This is a genomic window from Stenotrophomonas maltophilia group sp. P373 (genome assembly GCF_053295075.1).
The window spans coordinates 3,553,628-3,579,228 of sequence record NZ_CM129994.1 but is presented as its reverse complement, the minus strand read 5'-3'; the positions used below and the strand labels follow the sequence as shown (position 1 = coordinate 3,579,228).

Below are 25,601 nucleotides of genomic sequence, written 5' to 3'. Positions count from 1 at the left end.
GCCATCGGGGTCGGATCCCTTTCCGCAGGAAAGGGTTCTGACCCCGTCGAGCCTGCCATCCACGCGTCGCGTGGATCTACAGCAGCGGCACCAGCAGCAGCGCCACGATGTTGATGATCTTGATCAGCGGGTTGATCGCCGGGCCGGCGGTGTCCTTGTACGGGTCACCAACAGTGTCGCCGGTCACTGCGGCCTTGTGCGCTTCGCTGCCCTTGCCACCGAAGTGGCCATCCTCGATGTATTTCTTGGCATTGTCCCAGGCGCCGCCGCCGGTGGTCATCGAAATGGCCACGAACAGGCCGGTGACGATCGTGCCGATCAGCAGGCCGCCCAGTGCGCGCGGCCCCAGCAGCAGGCCGACCACCACCGGCACGGCGACCGGCAACAGCGAGGGTACGATCATTTCGCGGATCGCCGAGCGGGTCAGCATGTCCACCGCCTTGTCGTACTGCGGCTTGCCGGTGCCCTGCATGATGCCGGGAATCTCGCGGAACTGGCGGCGCACTTCTTCCACCACTGCGCCCGCCGCGCGGCCGACCGCTTCCATCGCCATCGCACCGAACAGGTAGGGAATCAGGCCGCCGATCAACAGGCCGATGATCACCGTGTGGTCGCTGAGATCGAAGCGGAACTCCTGGCCGGGATTGGCTGCCTGCAGGTTGTGGGTGTAGTCGGCGAACAGCACCAGTGCCGCCAGCGCCGCCGAGCCGATCGCGTAGCCCTTGGTCACGGCCTTGGTGGTGTTGCCCACCGCATCCAGCGGGTCGGTGATGTCGCGGATCTCCGAAGGCAGCTCGGCCATTTCGGCGATGCCACCGGCGTTGTCGGTGATCGGGCCGTAGGCATCGAGGGCGACGATCATCCCTGCCATCGACAGCATCGCGGTGGCGGCGATGGCGATGCCGTACAGGCCGCCCAGTGCGAACGCGCCCCAGATCGCCGCACACACCGCCACCACCGGCAGCGCGGTGGATTTCATCGAGATGCCGAGTCCGGCGATGATGTTGGTGCCGTGGCCGGTGGTCGACGCCTGCGCCACGTGCTGCACCGGCTTGTACTGGGTGCCGGTGTAGTACTCGGTGATCCACACGATCAGGCCGGTCAGGACCAGGCCGATCAGCGCGCAGCCATACAGCGCCATCGGTCCATGCACGTTGTCGGACATCAGTCCGGTGGTGATCGGGTAGAAGGCGATGGCGGCCAGCACGCCGGAAACAATCACGCCCTTGTAGAGCGCGCCCATGATCGAGCCGCCGGGCTTCACCTTGACGAACAGCGCGCCGATGATCGACGCGATGATCGACACGCCGCCCAGTACCAGCGGATACAGCACCGCGTTGGCACCGGCTTCGGCCAGCATCAGGCTGCCCAGCAGCATGGTGGCGATCACGGTCACCGCGTAGGTCTCGAACAGGTCGGCCGCCATGCCGGCGCAGTCGCCGACGTTGTCACCGACGTTGTCGGCGATCACCGCCGGGTTGCGCGGATCGTCCTCGGGAATGCCGGCTTCGACCTTGCCGACCAGGTCGGCACCCACGTCGGCGCCCTTGGTGAAGATGCCGCCGCCCAGGCGCGCGAAGATCGAGATCAGCGAGGAGCCGAAGGCCAGGCCGACCAGCGCGTGCAGCGCCTGTTCCATCGGCAGGCCCATCTGCAACAGCAGTGCGTAGTAGCCGGCCACGCCCAGCAGGCCCAGCCCGACCACCAGCATGCCGGTGATCGCGCCGCCGCGGAAGGCGACGTCCATCGCCGCGCTGATGCCGTTGCGCGCCGCCTCTGCGGTACGCACGTTGGCGCGTACCGACACGTTCATGCCGATGTAGCCGGCGGCGCCGGACAGCACCGCGCCGACTGCAAAACCAATCGCGGTGTACCAGCTGAGGAACACACCGACCAGCACGAACAGCACCACGCCGGCCACGCCGATGGTCAGGTACTGGCGGTTGAGGTAGGCACGCGCACCTTCCTGGATCGCGGTGGCGATCGCGATCATGCGCGCATTGCCGGTGGGTTGGCGCAGGATCCAGCGCGCCGAGACGATTCCGAACAGGATCGCGAGAATGGCGCAGCCCAGCGCCAGTGACAGCCCGTGACGTTCCAGCATTAGACCCCTCCGCAGAATGGATGTAGGCATCCAGTGGCGATGAACGGCACCACGAGGGGGACGACGGGCTGCAGCCTGGAACCAACCCGTACCGACCTTGGCGGTCGTCCGACGTATGGCGGTGTTCAGCGTTCCCTGGTGCCCGCAGTATGCGTGCCGCCACTTGTAGAGTCGAGCCATGCTCGACTGGCTCCTGGGAGCCGCGGCGCATGCCGTCGGGCCCTGGGCATGATTGGCGAGCCAACGGCCTTTGCACCCCGTTAAGGCAGCCTCTGCAAGCCTGCGCACAGCCCCGTAGGAGATCCCCCATGCGCCTGTCCCTGTTGATGCTTGCCGCCCTGGTCCTGGCCGCACCGGCCTTCGCTGCGGAAACGCCGGAACTGCAGCGTGCGGTCGGTGCGCCGCAGGCGGTGGGCGCGGTGCATACGCTGCGGCAGATCCCCGAGGCCTGCGCGCGGCTGGAAGGTGCGTTCACCGGTGATGCCGCCGCGCCATATCGCTTCTCCGCCGTCCGGACCAGCGAGCAATGCCAGCCACGCGCGCGCTTCGTCGATTACACCAAGGCGCAGCCGAGTGCCGACAAGGGCTGGAAGCTCAATGATGTGATCCGCGTGCCCAATGCCGCGTGCCCGGCGCAGCAGGCGGTGGTGCGGGTGTGGCGCCTGCCGTCGAGCCACAAGGTCGAGCTGGACGGGCAGGGCCAATCGCGCATTTATCTGGAAGAGGCGAAGAAGCAGGCCGCCGCCGGCCAGATTCCGCAGGTGACGATGTTCGCCGCGCAGTTGCAGATGGAAGGCAAGGCTTGCAATTGAGGTGGCGCGGGCGCTACGCCCACGCCGTCATCCACGCGTGGTAGTGCCGGCCGCTGGCCGGCATCCGGCTGATCACTCCGCCAGCATTGCCCCCCGCGCCACCAGCAGCTCGCGCAATGCCTTGCGGTGGCAGTGCGCTTCATCCTCGCAGTAGCAGCCCACGCTGATGTCGCTGTGTTGCGACATCGCGGCCAGAAGGTCCAGCGCGTGGGCGGCATCGGGCGCCTTCATCTCGGCCTTGTAATGGCGGAAGAAGGCGGTCCAATCGGCCGCCGTCGTTGCCTCATGTGCCCGCTTCACCAGCTCCGCGCTGGGTGACAGGGTCGGAAACCAGACGTCGTACCAGTCCTGTCGGGCGAACTCGCTGCGCGGCACGCCGCGCGGTGGCCGCCGCACCGTGCCGATGCGCAGTCCCTCGCCGGGTTGGCGCGGCGTACCGAGTCGGACAACACGCAGTGCCATGATGATCTCCATGAAAAGGGGACGGAGGGGATTAAGTCGTATCCGACCCACTGCTGATGCTGTTGGAGATGACAGAAGGGCGTATGCGACTTAATCCCCTCCGTCCCCTTTTTCAGGTCAGCCTTCGAAGGCCGGCAGTTTCTGCTTCACCGCTACGTTCTTCAGGGTGACGTACTTCGGCAGGCCATCGGTGCCATAGGGAAGCGGTGCTTCGCCCTTGATCAATGGTGACAGGTAGGCGCGCGCCCTGGCCGTGATGCCGAAGCCATCGCGGCGGATGAAACCAGCCGGCATCTTCTTCTCGTGGTTGGCGATCTTCGACAGCGGCGCCGCTTCGATCTTCCAGCGATAGGGCGCATCGCTGCTGCGCACGATCACCGGCATCACGCCATTCTGGCCCTTCAGTGCCAGCTGCACCGCGGCCTTGCCCACCGCCTGCGCCTGCTCCCAGTCGGTCCTGCTGGCCAGGTGGCGGGCCGAGCGCTGCAGGTAATCGGGCAGTGCCCAGTGCACCTTCAGGCCCAGCTGATCCTTGACCCGGCCGGCCAGGTGCGCCGCCACGCCGCCGAGCTGCGAATGACCGAACGAGTCCTTGCCACCGCCGGCATCGGCAACGAAGCGGCCATCGGCGGTTGCAATGCCTTCCGACGCCACCACCACGCAGTAGCCGACGCGCTCGACCACGGCTTTCACCTTGGCCAGGAACGTGGCCTCGTCGTAGGCGCGCTCGGGCAGCAGGATGATGTGCGGCGCTTCGTCATCACCGTTGCCGGCCAGGCCGGCGGCGGCGGCCAGCCAGCCGGCGTGGCGGCCCATCGCTTCGTAGATGAAGACACGGGTGGACGTTTCGGCCATCGCCGCCACGTCCAGTGCTGCTTCGCGCACCGAGACCGCGGTGTACTTGGCCGCTGACCCGAAGCCGGGGCAGGTATCGGTAACGGCAAGGTCGTTGTCGATGGTCTTGGGCACGCCGATACAGGTCAGGTCGTAGCCGGAGGCCTTGGCCAGCTGCGAGACCTTCAGTGCGGTGTCGGCCGAGTCGTTGCCGCCGTTGTAGAGGAACCAGCGCACGTCGTGGGCCTGCAGCACCTCCAGCAGGCGGTCATAGCGGGCGCGGTCGGCATCCAGCGATTTCAGCTTGACCCGGCACGAGCCGAAGGCGCCGCCCGGGGTATGGGCGAGGGCGCGGATCGCGGCGGCACTCTCCCTGCTGGTGTCGATCAGCTCCTCGCGCAGCGCGCCGAGGATGCCGTTGCGGGCCGCCAGGACCTTGATGCCCTTGGCCCGGGCCTGCTCGATCACCGCTGCCGCCGTGGCATTGATGACGGCGGTGACACCGCCGGACTGGGCATAAAGGAGAGTACCGTTGCGCATGCTTCTACCTGCTCGGGGGAGGGGACATTGCAGGGACATTACCCGGATGCGGTAAAGTGGCGCTATTGCGGTGCAGCGATACCGGACCGTCCGGGACGCGAACCTTCTTTGTTTTCAACACGTTGGAGTCAGGTCAATGCGATTGGTTCTGTTGGGACCGCCCGGTTCGGGCAAGGGGACACAGGCGACGCGCCTGAAGGAAAAGCTGGGGATCGCCCACATTTCGACCGGTGACATGCTGCGCGCGGAAATCGCCGCCGGCACGGAGCTGGGCAAGCAGGCCAAGACGGTGATGGATGCCGGCAACCTGGTGTCGGACGACATCCTGCTGGGCATGCTGGAGTCGCGCCTGACCCAGGCTGATGTCGCCAAGGGCTTCATCCTCGATGGCTACCCGCGCAATGTGGCCCAGGCCAATGCGATGGATGGCCTGCTGGCCAAGATCGGCCAGCCGCTGGACGCGGTGGTGCAGCTGGATGTGCCCACCGAGCTGTTGGTGGACCGCATCGCCGGCCGCGCCAAGGAGCAGGGCCGCGCCGATGACAACCCGGAAGCGGTGCGCCAGCGCCTGCAGGTCTACAACGACCAGACCGCCCCGGTGGTCGATTTCTACGCCGGCCGTGGCACCCTGGCCCGCGTCGATGGCGTCGGTGAGCTGGACGAGATCGAAGCCCGCATCCTGGCAGCGATCAAGGCCTGATCCGGCGGGGCCGGCATGCGTCCGGTCCTTCGGGCGCAAAAAACACAGGCCTGGTCCGCGAGGATCAGGCCTGTGTCGTTTGATAGGCGCCAGCGAAGGGCTTGCTCAGGGCCCCGCAGCATGAGCTCCCTTGGGGATGGCCTCTTGGGGAGTAGGACCGGTTCGGGTACTGCGGCTGGCAGTTCGAATTGTGTCCGGGTTCACAGAACATCGCTATCGGGAATTCCCTGACAGCTGATTGGAGTTTTCTCACATCCCGTGTAGGGGTTGTCTTACCCGACAGCGGACATTGGCCCTATACAGCCGTCATCGGTCACAATCCTCGGTCATGAGCAGCGTACATATCCTTGCAATTGCCGGCACCTTCATGGGCGGCGTGGCCGCCCTGGCGCGGGAACTTGGGCATTCCGTCAGCGGCAGCGACCAGGCCATCTACCCGCCGATGTCGACCCAGCTCGAACAGCTGGGCATCACACTGGACCAGGGCTACCGTGCCGACAGCGTGCCGGCCGGTACCGACGAGGTGGTGATCGGCAACGCGCTGTCGCGCGGCAATGCCGCCGTGGAAGCCGTGCTCGATGCCGGCCAGCGCTATATCTCCGGCGCGCAGTGGCTGTCCGAGCAGGTGCTGCCGGGCCGCGACACGCTGGCCGTGGCCGGTACCCACGGCAAGACCACCACCACCACCATCCTCACCTGGCTGCTGGAAAGTGCAGGGCGCTCGCCGGGCTTCCTGATCGGCGGTGTCGCCGAGGATTTCGGTGTCTCCGCCCGCCTGGGCCAGGGGCGCGAGTTCGTGGTCGAAGCCGATGAGTACGACACGGCCTTCTTCGACAAGCGCAGCAAGTTCGTGCACTACCGGCCGCTGGTGGCCATCCTCAACAACCTTGAGTACGACCACGCCGACATCTTCCCGGACGTGGCCGCGATCCAGCGCCAGTTCCACCATCTGGTGCGTACCGTACCCGCACGTGGGCGTCTGATCGTCAACGGCGAGGATCAGTACCTTGCCGAAGTGCTGGCGATGGGCTGCTGGACCCCGGTCGAGCGCTTCGGATTCGATCCGTCGCTGGAATGGCATGCCGAGCTGCTGGCCGCTGATGGCAGCGCCTTCCGCGTGCACCATCGTGGGCAGGCGCTGGGTGATGTGCAGTGGTCGCTGCTGGGCCGCCACAACGTGCTCAATGGATTGGCCGCGCTGGCCGCCGCGCATGCAGTGGGCGTGGCACCTGCCCAGGTTATTCCGGCGCTGGCACGCTTCCGCAGCGTCAAGCGCCGCATGGAAGTGATCGGCAGCCATGACGGCATCACCGTCTACGACGATTTCGCCCACCATCCGACTGCGATCGCCACCACGCTGGAGGGCCTGCGTTCCAAGGTGGGTGATGCGCGCATCGTGGTCGCGATGGAGCCGCGCAGCAACTCGATGCGGCTGGGCGCACATGCGCAGGCGCTGGCTCCCTCGCTGGCGCTGGCCGATGAAGTGGTGTTCCTGCATCGCCCGGAACTGGCCTGGGATGCTGCGGCGGTGATCGCCGCGGTGCGTGGCGAAGCCCACGCGGTGCCCGATACCGACGCATTGCTGGCGCAGCTGCAGGCCAGCGCGCGCAGCGGCGACCACGTGGTATTCATGTCCAACGGTGGCTTCGACGGTGCCCCGCGCCGCTTCCTCGCCGCGCTGCAGGCCCGATGAGCGGCGACGGCTCGCTGCCGCTGTTCCCGCTGCACACCGCGCTGGTACCGGGTGCAGCGGTAGGCCTGCGCGTGTTCGAGCGGCGCTATCTGGACCTGGTCCGCGACAGCGGCCGCAGTGGTGAGGGATTTGGCGTCTGCCTGATCCTCGAGGGCGAGGAGGTCGGCGCACCGGCGACACCGGCCGCCTTTGGCGTGCAGGTACGCATCGAAGACTTCGATGTCGGCGCCGACGGCGTGCTGCAGCTGCGCCTGCGCGGTACCCGTCGCTTCCATGTCGAGCGCACCCGCGTGCGCGACAACGGCCTGGTGGTGGCTGATGTGCGCTGGTGCGAGGAAGACCCCGATGACGAACTGCGGCCGCAGCATGCACTGCTGGCCACGGTGCTGGGGCACATCATCGAGCAGGCCGGCGAGGCCTATGCGCCGGCCAATCCGGCGCTGCTGGACCAGGCCAGCTGGGTCGGCTGGCGGCTGGCCGAGCTGCTGCCGCTGAGCGAGCAGCAGCGCCTTCAGCTGCTGCAGATGGACGATCCGCACCAGCGATTGCAGCAGCTGCTGGGCTGGATGCCGTAGAAGCCATCCATGTAGGGCGTGGATCTGCTGTAGAGCCGAGCCCATGCTCGGCTTGATGGATCCCGCGAAGAGCAGCCGAGCATGGGCTCGGCTCTACACTGGGTGATCGCGACCGGTACCGGTCAGGGCGTGGTGGTCTTCAACCGCAGCACCGGCAACCCGGTTTCGCTGTGCACGTCCTCGCGCTGCGGCAGGTCCTGCACGGCGTCCTTCACGGCATTCAATGCCGGGTCGACGCCACGCAGCGGGTGCCACATGCCGATCCACTCGAAATGGCGTTCGTAGCGCAGGGTCTGTGCACTGCCCAGCCACAGCGGCGTGTTGCCCGGCTGCAACTGCGCAGGGGCCGGCCACAGGCGCAGTACGTAGCGCTCATCACGGTGTGTACCCGGGCGTACCATCAACAGCGCTTCCACGCGGGTTTCCAGCGTCGCTGGCAGCACCGGCAGTTCATCGGCGCCGGTGTTCTTGTCCAGCATCAGCAGCGCCTGCTGCCAGCCGGCCTGCTCCTGCCGCTTCCAGCCGCGCGCTTCCAGTTGCGCCTGCAGCGGTGCCAGCGGACCGGCCACCTGCACGTCCAGCGGCCAGCGCTGGTCGTCATCGAACTCGTTGCGGCGCGCCGGCAGTGTCGACCAGTCGTGCTGCCACCAGGCCTGCGTGTCCATTGCCTGCGGGGCCGGCAAGGTCGGCTCGAAGCGTTCCAGCTTCACCGGGATGTTGCGCGGTGCGTACCACATCGCGGCGACGGCGAAGACGCCGTAGAACAGCCATGCCACCGGCTTCACCCAGAACGAGCGGTTGAAGCGGCGGCGGTAGGCGATGCCCAGCACCAGCAGCCAGAACGTGCCGAACAGCATGCCGCCGATCACATCGCTCAGCCAATGCGCGCCCAGGTACAGGCGCGAGAAACCGATCAGGCTGACCACGATGCCCGACACCAGGTACGGCCAGACGCGGGTACGGCCGGGCATCTCGCGGGCGATCAGCACCGCGAAGAAGCCGAAGGTGATGGTGGCCATCGTCACCGACACCGACGGGAAGCCGAAGCCGCTGCTGGCGTCGACCGGGCGCACAACATCGACGGTAGCGCCGAGCAGCATGGTCAGCGCCAGGCCGAAAGCCAGCGCGGCCAGCCAGTGCGCGGCCGCCATCCAGCGCCGGCGCCAGACCAGGTAGCCCATCGCCGCCGCAGTGGCCGGCAGCAGCACCTGCCAGGCGCCCAGCGACGCCAGCGCGGCCATCGGGTAATCGGCCAGCGGGTTGCGCAGGGCCAGCATTGCCTGGTGTACCAGCAGGTCGATCGCCAGTGGCTCGCCATGCGCGACCACCACGGTCAGCAGCGCGAACCAGCCCCAGCCCAGCACCAGCAGCATCAGCGCCAGCATCGCCAGCGGCACCGACTCGCGCCGCTTCGGATCCAGCACGCCGACGGTGTAGCGGCCCAGCGTCGGATGGCGGTTGGACCAGTCGAGCAGGCGTGCCAGCCAGTTGTCCATGCGCGCGGCCGACCAGCGGTAGCCGTACAGCACGATGGCCCAGACCAGGCCAAGGATCACCGCCAGCAGGCCGACCACCACCACCAGCCGACCGGCTACTGCGGCCACCGCGTCATAGGCCTCGCCAAGAATCCAGCCGGGGGCCAGGAACAGCACCGCCCATGAAATGCTGGCGATACCACTGGCCTGTACATAGCGGCTGGCTGGCATCTTCATCATGCCCGCGATGGCCGGCACGAACGGCCGGATCGCGCCGACGTAGCGTGCCACCAGAATGCTCTTGAACGCGTTGCGGCGGAACAGGTTTTCGCCGCGGTCGAGCAGCTGCGGGTAACGGCTGAACGGCCACACGCCACGCAGGCGGTCGCCCCAGCGGCGCCCGATCCAGTAACTGATGCCATCGCCGGCGAATGCGCCCAGTGCGGCCGCCGCCACCGCGTACGGTCCGGAGATCTGGCCCAGGCCGATGAACACGCCCACCGCAAACAGCAGCGGCAGCGCCGGCACGATGGCGCCGAGAATGATCACCGCATCGCAGAAGGCGATGAGGAAGATAACGGCACCCGCCAGCACGGGGTGAGCGGCAATCCACGCAAGCGTGGCGTCGATCCATGAAGAGTCCATTGCCCGATTATAGGTGCGTGAAGGTGACTGGTTCCCAGCCGCTTGGTGACCGTTTGCAACCGGCGCCATCGCCTAGAATGGGCCCATGCCGCATACGCCAGACACGCCACTACATGCTTTGAAGGCCGACAGCTTCGGTCGCATCCTCCGTGTGGAAGGGCCTGCCGGCCCCTTCGTACGCCGTGACCTGGGCGCCACGCCGCTGTGGTTGCGCCTGCCGGCCTGGTGGCTGGCCCGCCGCGAAGCGCGCGCGCTGCGCCATATCCATGGCATGGCCGACGTGCCGCAGCTGCTGGCGTGGAATGGGCATCATCTCGACCGCAGTTTCATGGCCGGCGACGCCATGTACCAGCGCCCACCGCGTGGCGACCTGGCCTGGTTCCGCGCCGCGCGTCGGCTGCTGCAGCAGCTGCATCGGCGCGGCGTGGCCCACAACGACCTGGCCAAGGAAGCCAACTGGCTGGTGACCGAAGACGGCCGCCCGGCATTGATCGACTTCCAGCTGGCAGTGATCGGCAACCCGCGCTCGCGCTGGATGCGCCTGCTGGCCCGCGAGGACCTGCGCCACCTGCTCAAGCACAAGCGCATGTACTGCCGTGAGTCGCTCACCCCAGTGGAAAAGCGCGTGCTCAAGCGCACCTCGTGGGTGCGCGAACTGTGGTTCGCCACGGGCAAGCCGGTCTACCGCTTCGTTACCCGTCGCATCCTGCATTGGGAAGACAACGAGGGGCAGGGGCCCAAGCCGTGAGTCCACTGCAGGTAGTGACCGGCCCACCGAGTGCGGGCAGCGTCCTGCGCCCACAGCTGGCCAGTGCCGACTTCGTGCACGCCTGCCAGGCAACCACCCATCGTGATGGGCGCTCGGCCTTGCAGGCTTATCGCGATATGGCCGCGACCATTCCCGGCTGGTTCGATGGGCTGATGGCGCTGCGCAATCGCGGCATGCGCCTGCTCGGCATGAAGCACCTGGGCTCGTTGCGCGCGGTGCAGGATGTTGCGGATCCTCAACCCGGGCAGCGACTGGGCATCTTCACCCTGCAGTCGCTCAGTGACGATGCCATCGTGCTGGAAGACGACGACCGCCACCTGCGTGTGCAGCTGGCCCTGCAGTGGCAGGGCGACGTGCTGGAAGTGGCGACCGTGGTGCATACGCACAACGCGTTCGGGCGCGTGTACATGCTGCCGGTTGCGCCGGTGCATCAGCTGATCGTGCCGCATCTGCTGAGGAAGCAGGCGCAGGCGTACCGGTAGATCCACGCGATGCGTGGATGCGCCCGCTGACGGCCTTGATGTAGTGCCGGCGACCTTACGGCGTTGCCGGCACTACCTGCTGGCCGATGAAGTTGCGCTTGGCGTCGAAGTCGTAGGCGATCTGCAGCTGGCCTACATCCGGGCAGGCGTGGCAGTCACGCAGCGGCGTGCGGTACAGCAGGCGGATGCCGCCGTTCTCCAGCGGCGTGGCCCCGGCCGACTGCGCCGGTGCGAACGGCGTGGCCTGCGGGTGGTCCTTCAGCAGGGCCTGCACGGCGGGGTCGGCACGCAGGGTGTCGTCCAGCTGCACGGCATCCACATCGATGCGCTTGCCGGTGGCGTCGACCAGGCGGGTGCCCTCGTTGGTGTTGGCGCGGAACGGATACTCGACCGTGGCAATGCCCAGGCCTTCGTTCTCGTGCCAGGCCGTCACGTAGGCCAGCTCGCCGCCGGTGGACAACTGTTCGGCGGCAGCAATGGCATCGGCGCTTGCGCCACCAGCGCGCATCGCATCGCGCAGGCACTCACGCGTGGCTGCATTCCCGCCCTGGCGGCAGGCGTTGAGGTCGCCATCCCACACCACTGCCTCGCTCCAGCGCAGCTTGCCGTCTGCGGCGGCTTTCTCCGCGCTAGGCGTGTCACCGGCCGACGGTTCCTTGCCGGGTTCCGGCGAACGGCCCTGGCAGGCGGTCAGCAGGGCAAGCCCCAGGGCAGGCAGCAACAGGCGGGAACGGCGCATGGCGTGGACCTCGTGCGTTGACTGGAGGCGCCAGTATCGTCAAGGCCGGGTGAACTCCACGTCGGCGCGGCATACTAGCGGCTCATTGCATACGCTGGAGTGTGGAACGTGGGCAGTCTGCAGGGCAAAACGCTTTTCATCACGGGTGCCTCGCGTGGCATCGGCCTGGCCATCGCACTGCGCGCTGCGCGTGACGGGGCGAACGTGGCCATTGCGGCCAAGTCGGCGGTGCCGAACCCGAAGCTGCCAGGTACCATCCACAGCGCGGCCGAGGCCGTTACCGCCGCCGGTGGCCAGGGGCTGGCGCTGAAGTGCGATATCCGCGAGGAAGAGCAGGTGCACGCCGCGGTTGCGGCCACGGTCGACACCTTTGGGGGCATCGACATCCTGATCAACAACGCCAGCGCGATCTGGCTGCGTGGCACGCTGGATACGCCGATGAAACGCTTCGACCTGATGCAGCAGGTCAATTCGCGTGGCAGCTTCCTGTGTGCGCAGGCCTGCCTGCCGTACCTGCTGCAGGCGCCGAACCCGCACATCTTGACCCTGGCACCGCCGCCGAGCCTGGAACCGAAGTGGTGGGGCGCGCATACCGGCTACACGCTGGCGAAGATGGGCATGAGCTTCGTCACGCTCGGCCTGGCCGCGGAATTCGGCCCGCAGGGTGTGGCGGTGAACGCGCTGTGGCCGCGCACGGTGATCGCCACCGATGCGATCAACATGATTCCGGGCGTCGATGCGGCCGGCTGCCGTACGCCGCAGATCATGGCCGACGCCGCGCATGCGGTGCTGGTGCGCGAAGCGGCGGGCTTCAATGGCCAGTTCCTGATCGACGATGAAGTGCTGGCACAGGCCGGCGTCAGCGACCTGTCCGGCTATGCCGTGGACCCGTCGCGGTCGTTGTTGCCGGATCTGTTCCTGGACTGAGTGCTACGTTGCGCAAGGGCCGAGGGCTGCGGCCCTCGGCCTGCTGCGCTAGAATACAGGGCTGTAACCGTTTTCAACAGGGATGTGAACACATGTCACGTACGCTTTCCGTCGCGGCGCTGGCCGCTTCGCTGTCGCTTGTCCTGGCCGCCTGCGGTGGCAAGGCTCCTGCAACCGCTGGCGACGCCGGCGCCTCGGGCAAGCCGGAGGCCAACACGGTGCCGTCCGACGCACAGCAGCAGTTGACTGCGAAGCTCAACGCCTACATCGGCTGCTTCAACGCGCTTGATTCGAAGACGCACGACAGCCTCCAGTCCTATACGCGCTGGATCAAGGACGTCGAGGCCGGCCCGACCGGGCGCGAGACACAGGTGTACGGCCCGTTCGAGATCAGCGATTACGATATGAAGCAGTGCGATGGCCCGGTGACCGAGGCGATGGCTGCCAAGCCGGCGCTGGCCGAACTCGATGCTGCTGCCAGCCATTATCAGCAGGCGCTGAAGGCGCTGGTGCCGATCAGCAAGGAGGCGCACGACTACTACGATCGCCAGGACTACGAAGACGACCAGTTTGCCAGGGGCAAGCAACTGCACGCGCCCTTGATGGCCGCATTCAAGGACTTCGTGGCTGCCAGCGAAACGTTCAACGCCGAGCTGGAGCGCCAGAATGACGCTGCCCAGCGCGAGCAGCTCAAGGTATTGGAACAGGCCGAGGGGCGAACGCGCGAGTACTACCGTCTGGCGATGATGCTGGAAGCCAAAGCGATCGTGGAGCTGATGAGCGAGGACGACTTTGATCCGGCCCAAGCCCGTGAACGACTCGACGCCTTCAACCGTATTTCCGACGAGGCGCATGCCAAGGTGGCCGATCAGGAGCCGGGCAAGCTGGACTGGAACAGCTTCGAGCGCGAAGCAGAGAACTTCCGTCGGGAAGGCAAGGAGCGGCTGCAGCGGGTCAGCAGCAAGACGCCCTACAGCGATTTCGAACGGCGCATGCTGGATTCGCCCTCGATGGCGCCACGCGGCTCGGCCAGCAAGCTGATGCAGGAATACAACTCGCTGGTTTTCCAGAGCAACCGCCAGTAAGCGGGAAGCTCAACGCTTCATTTTTGTCGCGATTGAGCAGGTTGATTGCGGCATGACACGCCCTGCAGCCCCGAATGCCAGCACCTTGCCGAGGTGCTGGAGCGCGCGCTCGCGCCATGCATGACGATGCCTGCAGTTTTCACTTGTGCAAGGAACTGATTTGAATGCATCCACACGCCTGATTCCTGTTCTCCTGCTCTGCGCGCTGGCCGGCTGCAACAACCCGGCCGGGCTGGCTGTCGCCGATCCCGGGTTGGAAAGGGTGAACGCCTATATCGAGTGCTACAACGGCGTCGAACAGCCCATCCACGAGGGTTTCCAGACCTACACCGGTTGGATGAAGGATCCCGAAGCCGGTCCAACTGGCAAGGAAGCGCAGCCGCGCTCACCTGGCAAGGTGTTGTCGCACCGGGTCGAGTACTGCGGCCAGCCGTTGAGCGAGGCGCTGGCAAAGGTCCCGGCGACGTCGCTGGATGCGGCCGCGCGGCAGTACCAGCAGGCGTTCCTGGCGCTGAACACCCTGATCGAGCGCGCCGATGGCTATTTCACCCGCGAGGACTATCGTCGCGATGGTGGTGAAGGGATGCGCAGCCAGCATGCCCCGCTGATGCAGGCCTATGCTGATTTCTTCAAGGCCAGCGAGGCGATGGATGCGGCGCTGGAAAAGAACGAGAACGATCGCCGCGCCGCCCAGCTGAAGCAGATCGAGGAAAGCGAAGGCCGCTCGCTGGCGTACTACCATCTGCGCCTTGTCGGCGATGGCAAGCAGCTGGCAATGGCGTTCCAGGGCGAGGCACCGGACGTTGCGGTGTTGCGCGGCCAGCTGGCCGACTATCAGGCGCTGGTGACGGAAATCCAGAACGGTGGTGTCGGCAAGGACGACCCGATGTGGGGCCATGTGCAGCGCTCGGCCGACAAGCTGGTGCGTACCGCCGGGCGCGGAGTCGAGCGCCTGGAACAGGGCAAGCCGATCACCGCCGATGCGCTGGCCGCCGAGCGCAAGGCGTCGGGCAGCTGGCTCACCACCGACCCTGAAGGCGCACAGTCGACGATTCTGGATGCCTACAACGACCTGGTAACCACCAGCAACCGGATGCGTTGAGGGCGATCCACCAGGGCGTGGATCTGCCCACGGTAGCGCCGGCCCATGCCCGGCGCGCACCCTGTTGGTCCGGTAGTGCCGGGCGTTGGCCGGCATGTGCCTCAATGGCTGAACGCATCCGGCAGCTGGCCACCACACTTGCGGCAGTGCCGCGCATCGGGTTCATGCCCCTCCAGCCCGCAATGCGGGCAGCCGCGGGCATCGCGGCGCGCGGCCAGTTCGGCTTCGCGCATGGTGCTGGCCAGTTCGGCGGTGTAGATGCCGGTCGGCACGGCGATGATGCTGTAGCCGATCAGGATCAGCACCGAGGTGACGAAGCGGCCAAGCACGGTCTGCGGCACGATGTCGCCGAAGCCGACCGTGGCCATGGTCACCACCGCCCAGTACATGCTGGCCGGGATATTGGTGAAGCCGTGTTCGGGGCCCTCGATCACGTACATCAGCGCCCCGGCGATGATGGTGATGGTGATCACCGTGAACAGGAACACCAGCACCTTGCGCCGGCTGCGCCACAGCGACGTCATCAGGACGCCGCTTTCCTCGATGTAGCGGGTCAGCTTGAGGATGCGGAACACGCGCAGGATGCGCAGCGCACGCACCACCAGCAGGCTCTGCGCGCCGGGGATGAACATCGACAGGTAGGCGGGCAGGATCGACAGCAGGTCGATGATGCCCCAGATGCTCACCGCGTAGCGCAGCGGTCGCTTGACCACCGCCAGCCGCAGCAGGTACTCGGCGGTGAAGATGATGGTGAAGCCCCATTCCAGGATGTACAGGCCGGTGGACCACTCGGCATGCAGGTGCTGCACGCTGTCGATCATCACCACCAGGATGCTGGCGACGATCGCCACCACCAGGATCAGGTCGAAGTTGCGCGAGGGCCGCGAGTCATGGCGGTAGATGATGTCGAACCACCGACGGCGCCAGCCGGTCTCGGTGGCGGGATTCAGCTGGGGGGCGGAAAACGGTCGCATGGGCGCATTGTGCCGCAGGGGTTCCGGCGCGAGAATGGGCATTCCTGAATCCTGCCGACTGCCATGACCGCCGCGACCGATCCGCTGATCTCCCTTTCGCACTATTACCTGCCGGTCTACAAGCCCCGCCAGGTGGTACTGGAGCGAGGCCAGGGCGCCCGCGTGTGGGACAGCCAGGGGCGTGAGTTCATCGACCTGGCTGCGGGTATCGCGGTGTGTGGCCTGGGCCACAACGATCCGGACCTGGTGGCCGCGCTGGTCGAGCAGGCCGGCAAGCTCTGGCACACCAGCAACGTTTTCTACAGCGCGCCGCCGCTGCACCTGGCCGAGGAACTGGTGAAGGCCAGCCGCTTTGCCGAGCGCGTGTTCCTGTGCAACTCCGGCGCCGAAGCCAACGAAGTGGCGATCAAGATGGTCCGCAAGTGGGCCTCCAGCCAGGGCCGTGCCGCCGACAAGCGGGTGATCATCACTTTCCGTGGCAGCTTCCACGGCCGCACGATGGGCGCGGTGACCGCCACCGCCCAGCCGAAGTACCAGGAAGGCTACGAGCCGCTGCCTGGCGGCTTCCGCTACATCGATTTCAACGATGAGGTGCAGCTGGAAACCGCGATGGCCGCCGGCGACGTGGCGGCGGTGATGCTGGAGCCGATCCAGGGCGAGGGCGGCGTGATGCCGGCCAAGTCCGGTTTCCTCAAGCGCGTGCGTGAACTGTGCGACCAGCACAACGCACTGCTGGTGCTGGACGAGATCCAGGCCGGCATGGGCCGTACCGGCACGCTGTTCGCGCACTGGCAGGATGATGTGGTGCCGGACATGGTCACCCTGGCCAAGGCACTCGGTGGCGGCTTCCCGATCGGCGCGATGCTGGCCGGCCCGAAGGTGGCCGAGACCATGCAGTTCGGCGCGCACGGCACCACCTTCGGCGGCAACCCGCTGGCCGCTGCGGTGGCCCGCGTGGCACTGCGCAAGCTGGCCTCGGCGGAGATCGCCGCCAATGTCAGCCGCCAGTCGAAGGCGCTGCGCGATGGCTTTGCCCGCATCAACGACGAGTTCGGTGTGTTCAGCGACGTGCGTGGCCGCGGCCTGATGCTGGGTGCGGTGCTGGGCAAGGACTTTGCCGGCCAGGCCGGGGCGATCCTCGACCATGCCGCCGAGCACGGCCTGCTGACCCTGCAGGCCGGCCCGGACGTGTTGCGCTTCGTGCCGTCGCTGAACATCACCGACGAAGAAGTGGCCGAAGGCCTCAAGCGCCTGCGCGCAGCGATTGCTGCGTTCATCGCCGCGCGCTGACGCCCCGGCGCTGGGGTCGGATCCCTCTCCTGCGGAGAGGGCTCTGACCCCGATCAGCCCACCGCGTAACGCTTCAACACCTTGCCCAGCCCTCGGCCATCGCGCACGGTTTCCGCGTGCAGGCCGGCGGCGCGTGCGCCGCGCACATTGGCGAACAGGTCATCGACGAACAGCGTGCGCGAAGGCGCCACGCCGAGGGCCTCAAGCGTGCGCAGGAAGACCTCCGGTGCGGGTTTGCGCAGGCCGAAATCGGCGCTGCAGAACACGCGTCCCTGCAGCGCAGGGAACAGTTCCGGCAGCAGGATGGGCAGCGCCTGCACCATCAGCGCGCCATTGTTGGTCAGTACCGCCAGTGGCAGCTGCAGGACCTGCAGCCGCTGCAGCACCGCGTGCTGCGGATGGCTGGCCGCCTGGCGTGCGGCGATCCAGCTGGGTACATCGACGGTCCTGCCCAGGCACTCCCCCAGCCGCGCCAGATAGGCCGGACCCTGCAGCGTGCCGTTGTCATGCGCCGCTTCCAGTCCGCTGTCGAACAGCGCCGCCTGCACTGCGGCAGGGGTAACGTCCAGTACCTGCGCCAGGTGCAGCACGCGCTGCGCGCGCTGGTACTGCACCAGCACGCCATCCACATCCAGCAGCAACAGATCGATCCGCATCGGCCGAGCATGCCATTGCAGTGAACACTCGGGAAACCCTGGAGCAGCCATGCGACAGACGGTCGCAGACGCGGCCGCAGGGGCCTGCCTAGAATGGCGCTTGAATCCGCAGGAGAGGCAACGATGAAGGCTTGGTGGGTGGCAGTGGGACTGGGCGCGCTGATGCTGGCGCCGTCGGCGATGGCGCGGGTGTGTGCAGTGAGCATCGACAGCACCGACCAGATGAGCTTCAGCACTCGCGAGATCAAGCTTGCCGCCGACTGCACTGCCGTGGACCTGACCCTGCGCCACACCGGCAAGCTGGCCGCTACCGCGATGGGCCATAACTGGGTGCTGACCCGCACTGCCGATTACCAGCCGGTGGCACTGGCAGGCATGCGCATGACCCTGGCCGACAGCTACCTGCCGAAGGCTGACAAGCGCGTGCTGGCGCACACCAAAGTAATTGGTGGTGGCGAGACCACGCGCGTGCGCTTTTCCACCCAGGGCCTGCAGAAGGGCGGCGACTACACCTTCTTCTGCTCGTTCCCCGGCCACTTCGCGATGATGAAGGGCAAGTTCGTCTTCGGTTGAAAAAAGGGGACGGAGGGGATTAAGTCGTTTGTGCATAAACGACTTAATCCCCTCCGTCCCCTTTTTGTGCCAACCAAGGTTGGCACCTACCAGTGGGTGTCTCAGCCCTTGGCGGCCTTGAATGCCACGCGTGCAGCGGCGAGGGTGGCCTCGATCACGGCATCGTCGTGCGCGCTGGACAGGAAACCGGCCTCGTACGCCGACGGCGCCAGGAACACGCCCTGCTCCAGCATCGCGTGGAAGAAGCGGTTGAACGCTGGGATGTCACAGGCGGTGGCCTGCGCATAGGTCTCCACCTTCTCACTGGTGAAGAACAGCCCGAACATCGCACCCACGCGGGTGGTGGTCACCGCCACGCCGGCTTCGGCGGCGGCCGCTTCCAGGCCGGCGCACAGGCGTGCGGTGCGCTCGGCCAGGTCGGCGTGGAAGCCCGGCTGCTGGATCAGCTCCAGCATCGCCAGGCCAGCGGCCATCGCCACCGGGTTGCCGCTCAGCGTGCCGGCCTGGTAGATCGGGCCGGCCGGGGCGATCTGCTGCATCAGCTCGCGGCGCCCGCCGTAGGCGCCCACCGGCATGCCGCCGCCGATGATCTTGCCGAAGGTGGTCAGGTCCGGGGTGATGCCGTAGTGCGCCTGCGCACCGCCGAGGGCAACGCGGAAGCCGGTCATCACTTCGTCGAAGATCAGCAGCGCGCCGTGTTTCGTGCACAGTTCGCGCAGGTGCTGCAGGTAGCCCTCTCGCGGCGGGATGCAGTTGGCGTTGCCGACCACCGGTTCGATGATCAGGCCGGCGATGTCATCGCCCTGCTGCTCGAACAGCGCAGTGGCCGCTTCGAAGTCGTTGTAGGGCAGGGTCAGGGTCAGTTCGCTCAGCCCGGCCGGGACGCCCGGCGAGGTCGGCACGCCCAGGGTCAACATGCCGCTGCCGGCCTTGACCAGGAACGAGTCGCCGTGGCCGTGGTAGCAGCCTTCGAACTTGACGATGCGGTTGCGGCCGGTGGCGCCACGCGCCAGCCGGATCGCCGACAGGGTGGCCTCGGTGCCGGAGTTGACCATGCGCACCATCTCGCACGACGGCACCAGGCGGGTGATGGTCTCGGCCATGGTGACTTCGGCCGCGCATGGCGCGCCGAACGACAGGCCGTTGTCGATCGCCTTCTTCACCGCCTGGCGTACCGCCGGATGGTTGTGGCCGACGATCATCGGGCCCCAGGAGCCGACGTAGTCGATGTAGCGGTTGCCATCGACGTCGTACAGGTAGGCACCGTCGGCGCGTTCAACGAAGAACGGCTCGCCGCCGACCGACTTGAACGCGCGCACCGGCGAATTGACGCCGCCCGGCAACAGCTGCTGGGCGCGGGAGAACAGGGCGTGGGACTGGTCGTGGTTCATGGGGCTTTCCTGGGCATTACGCGAACTGGGCGAGGTAGGCGCGCTGGGTCGCGACCGGGTCTTCGGCGGCGAACACGCTGCTGACCACGGCGACCAGATCGGCGCCGGCGTCGATGATGGGACCGACATTGTCCGGCGTCAGGCCACCGATCGCCACCCGCGGCACGCCCAGTGCGGCGCTTTGCCGCAGCAGGTCGGTATGGGCGCGGCTGGTGGTGATCTTGGTGGTGGTCGGGAAGAACGCGCCGAAGGCCACGTAGCTGGCGCCGGCGGCCACGGCCCTCTCGGCATTGGCCAGCTGGTCATAGCAGGAGGCGCCGATGATGGCCTCGGGGCCGAGCAGGGCGCGCGCGCTGGGGATGTCGCCGTCGGTGCCGCCCAGGTGCACGCCCGCCGCGCCCACGGCCTTGGCCAGCGCCGGGTCGTCGTTGACGATCAGCGGTACGCCGTGGTCTGCGCACAGTGCCTGCAGCGCGGTGGCCTGCTCCCGCCGCAGCGCGTCGCTTGCGGTCTTGTTGCGGTACTGCAGCCAGGTGGCGCCCGCGGCCAGCAGCGGCGCGGTACGGGCCAGCAGGCGTGTGGTATCGGGCTCGTCCGGGGTGATCAGGTAGACGCCGCGGGGCGCCGGGGAAGCAGAAGTCATCGATGGCTACCGGTGAGTGGACCGCGATGGGACAATGGCGGCCCGTGAATCCAGTCCTGATTATCCGATGAGCGATGCCACCCCCACCACCTTGCGCACCTGGATGTGCGTGGTCTGCGGCTTCCTGTACAGCGAAGCAGAAGGCTTGCCGGAGGAAGGCATCATGCCAGGGACGCGCTGGGAGGAAATTCCCGAGACCTGGACCTGCCCGGATTGCGGGGTGACCAAGGCTGATTTCGAGATGGTCGAGGTCGATTGATGAGGGTAGGTGTGGACTGTCGGTCCGCACACCGCCTCCCTCAATGCAGCCGCGGCATAGGCCCGCCGAGGTCGATCAGCTTCTCGCGCAGCCACTGCGCGTCGCTGGCTTCCGGGTTGCGCTTCAGGTACTGGCCCAGATCGTGGCGGGCACCGGCCAGGTACTCCAGCTGCAGGTAGGCCAGGCCGCGGTCGCGCAGCGCATCGTCCTGCTCCGGGGCCAGCTTCAGCAGGCGGTCGGCACTGCGCGCGGCGCGGTCCCACTCGCCGGCTTCGGCATACACGCCGTGCAGGTTGCGCAGCATGCGCATCAGGATCGCGCGCGCGGGCGCCGGGTCGAGGATCTGCGCCAGCACCTGGTCGTCGGGCATCTGCCCGCCCAGGTGTGACTTGGCCCGCTCGCGCAGTTCGTCCACGTCCAGCGGCCGGCCGCCGTTGAACGGGTCCATCACCAGCACGCCGTCGTCCACCGGCAGGCGCACCAGGAAGTGGCCGGGGAAGGACACGCCATCGAGCGGAATACCCAGCCGGCGCGCGACTTCCATCTGCACCAGCGCCAGCGAGATCGGGTTGCCCAGGCGGCGCTCGAATACCTGGTTGAGGTAGCTGTTGCGCGGGTCGTAGTACTCGTCGTGGTCGCCGCTGTAGCCCAGCTCGTCGAACAGGTGGCGGTTGATCGCCGCCATCTTCAGCGGGCTGTTGTCGATGCTCTCCACTTCCGAGCGGAGGTGCTCGACATGGCTCTGGATCAGCGCGTCGTAGGTGGACGGCTGCAGATCGGGGTATTCATCGCGCGCGATCAGCAGCGCGGTCGGCAACAGTGGCAGCGCCTCGTCTTCGAGGTCGGCCAAGGCATCCCAGTCGGGGAGTGTGATCCGGTCCTGCATGGCCACAGACTGGCGTCATTCGCAGGCGGTTTCAAGCGGTGTCGCGTGAAAAATTCAGGGGTCAGATCCCTTTCGCTTGCGAAAGGGATCTGACCCCGGTCGGGTTGGATTGCCGGCCAGCGGCCGGCACTACCGTTATTTTTCGATGCCCGGACCGAATTTCAGCTCCGTGCCGTCCTTGAGCTGCAGCTTCTCGGCCTGGCCGGCGTTGAGTTCCAGCACATAACGCGCCGGGCCGCCGCTGGGATAGGGCGGGCACATGTCGCCGGCCGAGCACGGCGGTACGTCGCGCTGCTGGCTGACCAGCTTGCGCTGGCTGTCGAAGTAAAGGATGTCCAGCGCGATCTTGGTGTTCTTCATCCAGTACGCCTGCATTTCCTCGCGGTCGTGGATGAACAGCATGCCGTGGTCGGCCGCCATCTGGTCGCGGAACATCAGCCCGCGCGCGCGGGTTTCATCGTTGGTGGCCAGCTCGACCTGGTAGCGGGCGCCGTCCAGCTCGACCCAATGGCGGGCCGCGTCGGTGGCGCAGCCGGCCAGGGCCAGCAGCGGAAGCATCAGCAGCGAACGCAACAGCGACATTGTCAGGATCCTTGGGAAGGGTCAGAGCACGACCGGCGGCTCGCCACCGACGATCACCACATCGGCGCGACGGCGCGCGAACAGGCCGACGCAGACCACGCCCGGCAACTGGTTGAGCTCGCGCTCCAGCTTTTCCGGATCGGTGATCTGCAGGTTGTGGATGTCCAGGATCTGGTTGCCGTTGTCGGTGACCACGCCCTCGCGCCAGGTCGGCTGGCCGCCGGTCATGTCGCGGATCTGGCGGGCGACCAGGCTGCGCGCCATCGGGATCACTTCCACCGGCAGCGGGAACTTGCCCAGCACCGGCACCTGCTTGCTCGGGTCGACGATGCAGATGAAGCGCTCGCTGGCCTCGGCAATGATCTTCTCGCGGGTCAGTGCGGCGCCGCCGCCCTTGATCAGGCACTTGTTCGGGTCGCACTCGTCGGCGCCATCGACGTACAGCGACAGGTTGCCACTGTGGTTCAGCTCGATCACCTCGATGCCGTGCTGCTTCAGGCGTGCGGTGCTCTGCTCGGAGCTGGACACGGCTCCCTTGATGCGGTGCTGGATGCGGGCCAGGGCATCGATGAAATAGGCCACGGTGGAACCGGTGCCGACACCGACGATCATGCCGTCTTCGACGTACTCGATGGCTTTCTCGGCGGCCAGGCGCTTGGCTTCGGACATGGGAAGAACTCTCAGGCGGGGAATCAGGATTTCTTTTCCAGCGACAGCAGCAGCTTCCACTGCGCGGCGGTCACCGGGAACACCGACAGGCGATTGCCCTTGGCAACCAGCGGGAAGCCCTCGCCGAGCTCGTCAGCGTGCAGCTTGATCTCGTCCAGCGCGATCACCTGCTTGAGCTTGCGGTCGAAGGCCACGTCCACCAGCATCCAGCGCGGGTTTTCGCGCGTGCTCTTGGGGTCGTGGTAGTCGGATTTCGGGTCGAACTGGGTGTCGTCCGGGTAGGCTGGGCTGGCGACGGTGGCCAGGCCGACGATGCCGGGCACCTTGGTGTTGGAGTGGTAGAACAGGATGCCGTCGCCCACCTGCATGCCATCGCGCATGAAATTGCGCGCCTGGTAGTTGCGCACCCCGTTCCAGGGTTCGACCTTGACCTTTGCCAGGTCATCGATGGAGAAGGCGTCCGGTTCGGACTTCATCAGCCAGTAGCGCTTGCGGGCGGTCATGCGTTCACGGGGGCAGCGGAGGGGAACAGGGTGCCGTCTTCGGTGCAGATCGCATCCACCGGCACGTCCCACGACGCCACCGGCAAGGACTCGACCTGCTGCACCGCGAACGCAGCACCGACCAGCCAGGGCGGCGCCGGCCGGTCGTGGCGGAAGGCGAAGCTGCGATCATACCAGCCGCCCCCCATGCCCAGCCGGCGGCACTGTGCGTCGAAACCCACCAATGGGGTCACGACCAGCGCCATCCGTTCCGGTTCCAGGGTGTCTTCCACGGCCACGTCCGGCTCGGGGATGCCATAGCGGTTGCTGGTCAGCGGCTGCCCGGGCCGCCATGGTGCGAAGCGCAGCACGTCGCCGGCCAGCACCGGCAGGCAGTAGGTGAGTCCTTCGGGCAGCTGCAGCTGCCAGCGGTGCAGGGCGATTTCGCCATCCAGCGCCCAGTAGCCGGCCACGGCGCCTTCGCGCGGGGCGAACGGCAGGGCGAGCAGGGCATCGGCAAGCGATTCGGCGGCGGCGATGCGCTCACCAGCGTTAAGGTCACGGCGGCGTTGCCGCAGGTCGTGGCGCAGGGCCTGGCGCGGGTCGGTCATGGCAGCGAGCGGCAAGGATCAGCCATCATTGTGCCGGAAAGAACAAGGGCGACGCCCGAAGACGCCGCCCTTGCTGGAATATTGCATTCTCCGCAATGTCGATGCATGCGAAACGACCTTGAACCCGGGGGCTCAAGTGGGAACGCTGGAGAACCATCGGGCTTCCCGCTACAAGGCGGACCTGCACTCCCGGCGCTGTCGCGCTCCCGGTGTCGTTCTTAAGGGACAAGGCGAATGTTTGCACATGCCGTCGAGTACCGCAGAGAACGCGTGGCCATTATAGCCAGCACGCAGGATCTGGATAGGCCGTTCGTCGGCAACAGTCCGTGCCAATTCAGACAAGCGAAAAGGGGACGGAGGGAATTAAGGCGTTTCCAGCACGGAAGGGGCGAATGCGCCTTAATTCCCTCCGTCCCCTTTTTCTATGGGGTGCCGTCGATGGCGCGGTCCAGGCGCCGGTTCAGGTCGGCCAGCGTCTGCTGCAGCGCCACGGCCTGGCGGGCGTTCTCGTCGCGCAGCAGCTGCAGTTCGTGGGCCAGGTTCAGCGCGGCCAGCACGGCGACGCGGTCGACGGCGGCCATGCGGTTGCTGCCGCGGATCTCGCGCATGCGCGCATCGAGCAGGCGCGCAGCAGCCATCAGGCTGTCGCGTTCGTCGCCGCCGACGCCTACGGTGTATTCACGATCGAGGATGCGGACACTGACCGGTTCGGCGCTCATGTGTGCTGCTCCAGGGATTTGAGCCGGCTGATCATCGCTTCCACCCGCGAGCGCGCCTGTTCGTTCTTGGCCAGCAGCGTCGAGCGCTCGGCCACCAGCTGTTCCTGCTGGTGGCGCAGGCTGCGGTTCTCCTCGGCCAGGCGCTGGTTGCGTTCAAGCAACGCGTCCACGCGGGCGGCAAAGTCCTGCAGCTGGGCAAGGGGATCGGCGGGTTCCATGCGGGCACGATAGGCAAGCCGGGTGAGGGCGGTCAAGCGCTGTCGCAGCAAGGCCGGACGGCCACGAGAGGATGCCGCAGGGTTGCTACACTACGGGGTCTCACGGGCGCGCGCGTGCGCACCCCGGGTTTCCTTATTCCGAACGAGCCGCACGATGACCGAACTTCCCTCCGTCGACGACGTTACCCGCGCCAGCCAGGCGCTGGGCCTGGGCGCTACCGCTGCCGAGCTGCACGGAGCGCTGTGCGGCTGGCTGGCCGCCGGCGGCGCCCCCGGCAACGATTGGCCGGCGCGCGTGCTGGCCGACGACACCCTGCCACCGGTGGCCGCCGACAGCGTGCTGGGGCAGCTGCTGCAGGCCACCATCAAGCAGCTGGAAGACCGCGACTTCGCCTTCGAACTGCTGCTCGCCGACAGCGACGACGTGTCCGCGCAGGCTGATGCCATGTTCAGCTGGACCCGCTCGTTCCTGGGCGGCTTCGGCCTGGGCAGCGGCGGCCGCCGCCCGGCCCTGTCCGAAGAGGGCGAAGAAGCGCTGACCGACATGGCCAGCCTGGCGCGTGCGTCCAGTGAGGATTTCGAGGCCGGCGGCGATGACGACGACGAAGCCCTGTCGGAGATCGAGGAATTCATCCGCGTGGCGGTGCTGCTGCTGCACGGCGACGTGGTGCTGGCCGCGCGCCATCGGCAGCGCCTGAACTGAT

At 67.0% G+C, this 25,601-nt stretch carries 29 protein-coding genes and 1 other RNA gene; 13 read left to right on the top strand and 17 right to left on the bottom strand.

The features are described 5' to 3' along the window. Positions 1-76 precede the first annotated feature (76 nt). Complete coding sequence (locus tag ACSYHF_RS16575) at positions 77-2,104, bottom strand: sodium-translocating pyrophosphatase (RefSeq protein WP_447575816.1); 2,028 nt, start codon at positions 2,102-2,104, stop codon at positions 77-79. A gap of 308 nt (positions 2,105-2,412) precedes the next feature. Here ACSYHF_RS16575 and ACSYHF_RS16570 point away from each other — a divergent pair, with 308 nt between their 5' ends. Then, positions 2,413-2,916 (top strand): hypothetical protein, encoded by a 504-nt coding sequence (locus tag ACSYHF_RS16570; protein ID WP_072168428.1) that lies wholly within the window; start codon positions 2,413-2,415, stop codon positions 2,914-2,916. 72 nt (positions 2,917-2,988) lie between these two features. On the opposite strand, the gene ACSYHF_RS16565 is transcribed toward ACSYHF_RS16570, so the two are convergent. After that, complete coding sequence (locus ACSYHF_RS16565; protein ID WP_188240636.1) at positions 2,989-3,378, bottom strand: DUF488 domain-containing protein; 390 nt, start codon at positions 3,376-3,378, stop codon at positions 2,989-2,991. 117 nt (positions 3,379-3,495) lie between these two features. Beyond that, positions 3,496-4,752: a 6-phosphofructokinase gene (locus ACSYHF_RS16560; RefSeq protein ID WP_005419049.1), complete on the bottom strand. Its 1,257-nt coding sequence runs from the start codon at positions 4,750-4,752 to the stop codon at positions 3,496-3,498. A gap of 136 nt (positions 4,753-4,888) precedes the next feature. Between ACSYHF_RS16560 and ACSYHF_RS16555 the strand changes: the two genes are divergently transcribed. The 3 genes from ACSYHF_RS16555 to ACSYHF_RS16545 all read left to right on the top strand — a co-directional run bounded on the left by ACSYHF_RS16555 (position 4,889) and on the right by ACSYHF_RS16545 (position 7,720). Next, the gene (locus tag ACSYHF_RS16555) at positions 4,889-5,452 is read left to right on the top strand and encodes an adenylate kinase (RefSeq protein ID WP_005419045.1); all 564 of its coding nucleotides are present in this window, start codon (positions 4,889-4,891) and stop codon (positions 5,450-5,452) included. A gap of 328 nt (positions 5,453-5,780) precedes the next feature. After that, positions 5,781-7,145, top strand: a complete 1,365-nt coding sequence (mpl, locus tag ACSYHF_RS16550; protein ID WP_005419043.1) for a UDP-N-acetylmuramate:L-alanyl-gamma-D-glutamyl-meso-diaminopimelate ligase — start codon at positions 5,781-5,783, stop codon at positions 7,143-7,145. Beyond that, positions 7,142-7,720 carry an LON peptidase substrate-binding domain-containing protein gene (locus ACSYHF_RS16545; RefSeq protein ID WP_005419042.1) on the top strand — a complete coding sequence of 193 codons (579 nt, stop codon included), beginning with the start codon at positions 7,142-7,144 and terminating at the stop codon, positions 7,718-7,720. The genes mpl and ACSYHF_RS16545 overlap by 4 nt, the downstream gene beginning before the upstream one ends. A gap of 122 nt (positions 7,721-7,842) precedes the next feature. Here the strand turns inward: ACSYHF_RS16545 and ACSYHF_RS16540 are convergent, their stop codons facing one another. Continuing rightward, positions 7,843-9,840 carry a VTT domain-containing protein gene (locus ACSYHF_RS16540; protein ID WP_447575815.1) on the bottom strand — a complete coding sequence of 666 codons (1,998 nt, stop codon included), beginning with the start codon at positions 9,838-9,840 and terminating at the stop codon, positions 7,843-7,845. An 85-nt stretch (positions 9,841-9,925) separates the two neighbouring features. Here ACSYHF_RS16540 and ACSYHF_RS16535 point away from each other — a divergent pair, with 85 nt between their 5' ends. Both ACSYHF_RS16535 and ACSYHF_RS16530 read left to right on the top strand, forming a co-directional pair. After that, a complete protein-coding gene (locus ACSYHF_RS16535) occupies positions 9,926-10,588 on the top strand; it encodes a serine/threonine-protein kinase (protein WP_032954487.1) in 663 nt (220 codons plus the stop codon). After that, positions 10,585-11,091: a DUF2867 domain-containing protein gene (locus ACSYHF_RS16530; protein WP_005419030.1), complete on the top strand. Its 507-nt coding sequence runs from the start codon at positions 10,585-10,587 to the stop codon at positions 11,089-11,091. Before ACSYHF_RS16535 ends, ACSYHF_RS16530 begins: the two co-directional genes overlap by 4 nt. Before the next feature lie 55 nt (positions 11,092-11,146). Here the strand turns inward: ACSYHF_RS16530 and ACSYHF_RS16525 are convergent, their stop codons facing one another. Then, positions 11,147-11,830 (bottom strand): hypothetical protein, encoded by a 684-nt coding sequence (locus ACSYHF_RS16525; protein ID WP_005419028.1) that lies wholly within the window; start codon positions 11,828-11,830, stop codon positions 11,147-11,149. Positions 11,831-11,938: 108 nt separating this feature from the next. Here ACSYHF_RS16525 and ACSYHF_RS16520 point away from each other — a divergent pair, with 108 nt between their 5' ends. The 3 genes from ACSYHF_RS16520 to ACSYHF_RS16510 all read left to right on the top strand — a co-directional run bounded on the left by ACSYHF_RS16520 (position 11,939) and on the right by ACSYHF_RS16510 (position 14,944). Then, positions 11,939-12,757 (top strand): SDR family oxidoreductase, encoded by an 819-nt coding sequence (locus tag ACSYHF_RS16520; RefSeq protein WP_005419027.1) that lies wholly within the window; start codon positions 11,939-11,941, stop codon positions 12,755-12,757. Between the two features lie 92 nt (positions 12,758-12,849). Further along, complete coding sequence (locus tag ACSYHF_RS16515; RefSeq protein WP_005419025.1) at positions 12,850-13,842, top strand: YiiG family protein; 993 nt, start codon at positions 12,850-12,852, stop codon at positions 13,840-13,842. 160 nt (positions 13,843-14,002) lie between these two features. Continuing rightward, on the top strand, positions 14,003-14,944 hold the full coding sequence (locus tag ACSYHF_RS16510) for a YiiG family protein (protein WP_005419023.1): 942 nt from the start codon (positions 14,003-14,005) through the stop codon (positions 14,942-14,944). 101 nt (positions 14,945-15,045) lie between these two features. Here the strand turns inward: ACSYHF_RS16510 and ACSYHF_RS16505 are convergent, their stop codons facing one another. Continuing rightward, a complete protein-coding gene (locus ACSYHF_RS16505; protein WP_069139259.1) occupies positions 15,046-15,918 on the bottom strand; it encodes an ion transporter in 873 nt (290 codons plus the stop codon). Positions 15,919-15,981: 63 nt separating this feature from the next. On the opposite strand from ACSYHF_RS16505, the gene ACSYHF_RS16500 reads away from it, so the two are divergent. Beyond that, positions 15,982-17,208, top strand: a complete 1,227-nt coding sequence (locus tag ACSYHF_RS16500; protein WP_138952579.1) for an acetylornithine transaminase — start codon at positions 15,982-15,984, stop codon at positions 17,206-17,208. 53 nt (positions 17,209-17,261) lie between these two features. Here the strand turns inward: ACSYHF_RS16500 and ACSYHF_RS16495 are convergent, their stop codons facing one another. Continuing rightward, positions 17,262-17,864 carry an HAD-IA family hydrolase gene (locus tag ACSYHF_RS16495; RefSeq protein ID WP_005419017.1) on the bottom strand — a complete coding sequence of 201 codons (603 nt, stop codon included), beginning with the start codon at positions 17,862-17,864 and terminating at the stop codon, positions 17,262-17,264. A 123-nt stretch (positions 17,865-17,987) separates the two neighbouring features. Here ACSYHF_RS16495 and azu point away from each other — a divergent pair, with 123 nt between their 5' ends. After that, positions 17,988-18,437, top strand: a complete 450-nt coding sequence (azu, locus tag ACSYHF_RS16490) for an azurin (protein ID WP_005419015.1) — start codon at positions 17,988-17,990, stop codon at positions 18,435-18,437. A gap of 101 nt (positions 18,438-18,538) precedes the next feature. Here azu and hemL read toward each other — a convergent pair whose 3' ends face one another. Next, a complete protein-coding gene (hemL, locus tag ACSYHF_RS16485) occupies positions 18,539-19,828 on the bottom strand; it encodes a glutamate-1-semialdehyde 2,1-aminomutase (RefSeq protein WP_095377969.1) in 1,290 nt (429 codons plus the stop codon). A gap of 16 nt (positions 19,829-19,844) precedes the next feature. Beyond that, positions 19,845-20,471: a thiamine phosphate synthase gene (gene thiE, locus ACSYHF_RS16480; RefSeq protein ID WP_005419011.1), complete on the bottom strand. Its 627-nt coding sequence runs from the start codon at positions 20,469-20,471 to the stop codon at positions 19,845-19,847. 34 nt (positions 20,472-20,505) lie between these two features. Here thiE and ACSYHF_RS16475 point away from each other — a divergent pair, with 34 nt between their 5' ends. Beyond that, positions 20,506-20,730 (top strand): rubredoxin, encoded by a 225-nt coding sequence (locus ACSYHF_RS16475; protein ID WP_447575814.1) that lies wholly within the window; start codon positions 20,506-20,508, stop codon positions 20,728-20,730. A gap of 40 nt (positions 20,731-20,770) precedes the next feature. Here the strand turns inward: ACSYHF_RS16475 and ACSYHF_RS16470 are convergent, their stop codons facing one another. The 8 genes from ACSYHF_RS16470 to ACSYHF_RS16435 all read right to left on the bottom strand — a co-directional run bounded on the left by ACSYHF_RS16470 (position 20,771) and on the right by ACSYHF_RS16435 (position 24,897). After that, positions 20,771-21,616, bottom strand: coding sequence for a SirB1 family protein (locus ACSYHF_RS16470; protein ID WP_005419007.1), 846 nt, complete (start codon positions 21,614-21,616; stop codon positions 20,771-20,773). Positions 21,617-21,751: 135 nt separating this feature from the next. Beyond that, the gene (locus tag ACSYHF_RS16465) at positions 21,752-22,198 is read right to left on the bottom strand and encodes a DUF192 domain-containing protein (protein ID WP_005419005.1); all 447 of its coding nucleotides are present in this window, start codon (positions 22,196-22,198) and stop codon (positions 21,752-21,754) included. A gap of 21 nt (positions 22,199-22,219) precedes the next feature. After that, positions 22,220-22,867 carry a ribose-5-phosphate isomerase RpiA gene (gene rpiA, locus ACSYHF_RS16460; protein ID WP_005419003.1) on the bottom strand — a complete coding sequence of 216 codons (648 nt, stop codon included), beginning with the start codon at positions 22,865-22,867 and terminating at the stop codon, positions 22,220-22,222. 23 nt (positions 22,868-22,890) lie between these two features. Next, entirely contained in the window at positions 22,891-23,370 is a 480-nt protein-coding gene (locus ACSYHF_RS16455) for an EVE domain-containing protein (RefSeq protein ID WP_005419001.1), read from the bottom strand. Next, positions 23,367-23,960: a 5-formyltetrahydrofolate cyclo-ligase gene (locus tag ACSYHF_RS16450; RefSeq protein ID WP_032954483.1), complete on the bottom strand. Its 594-nt coding sequence runs from the start codon at positions 23,958-23,960 to the stop codon at positions 23,367-23,369. The genes ACSYHF_RS16455 and ACSYHF_RS16450 overlap by 4 nt, the downstream gene beginning before the upstream one ends. An 83-nt stretch (positions 23,961-24,043) precedes the next feature. Further along, positions 24,044-24,229: non-coding RNA, 6S RNA (gene ssrS / locus ACSYHF_RS16445), on the bottom strand. Between the two features lie 153 nt (positions 24,230-24,382). Continuing rightward, positions 24,383-24,679 (bottom strand): cell division protein ZapA, encoded by a 297-nt coding sequence (locus tag ACSYHF_RS16440; protein ID WP_005410899.1) that lies wholly within the window; start codon positions 24,677-24,679, stop codon positions 24,383-24,385. After that, entirely contained in the window at positions 24,676-24,897 is a 222-nt protein-coding gene (locus ACSYHF_RS16435; RefSeq protein WP_005418996.1) for a TIGR02449 family protein, read from the bottom strand. Before ACSYHF_RS16435 ends, ACSYHF_RS16440 begins: the two co-directional genes overlap by 4 nt. A gap of 154 nt (positions 24,898-25,051) precedes the next feature. Between ACSYHF_RS16435 and ACSYHF_RS16430 the strand changes: the two genes are divergently transcribed. Continuing rightward, positions 25,052-25,600: a UPF0149 family protein gene (locus tag ACSYHF_RS16430; protein ID WP_005418994.1), complete on the top strand. Its 549-nt coding sequence runs from the start codon at positions 25,052-25,054 to the stop codon at positions 25,598-25,600. Position 25,601 lies beyond the last annotated feature (1 nt).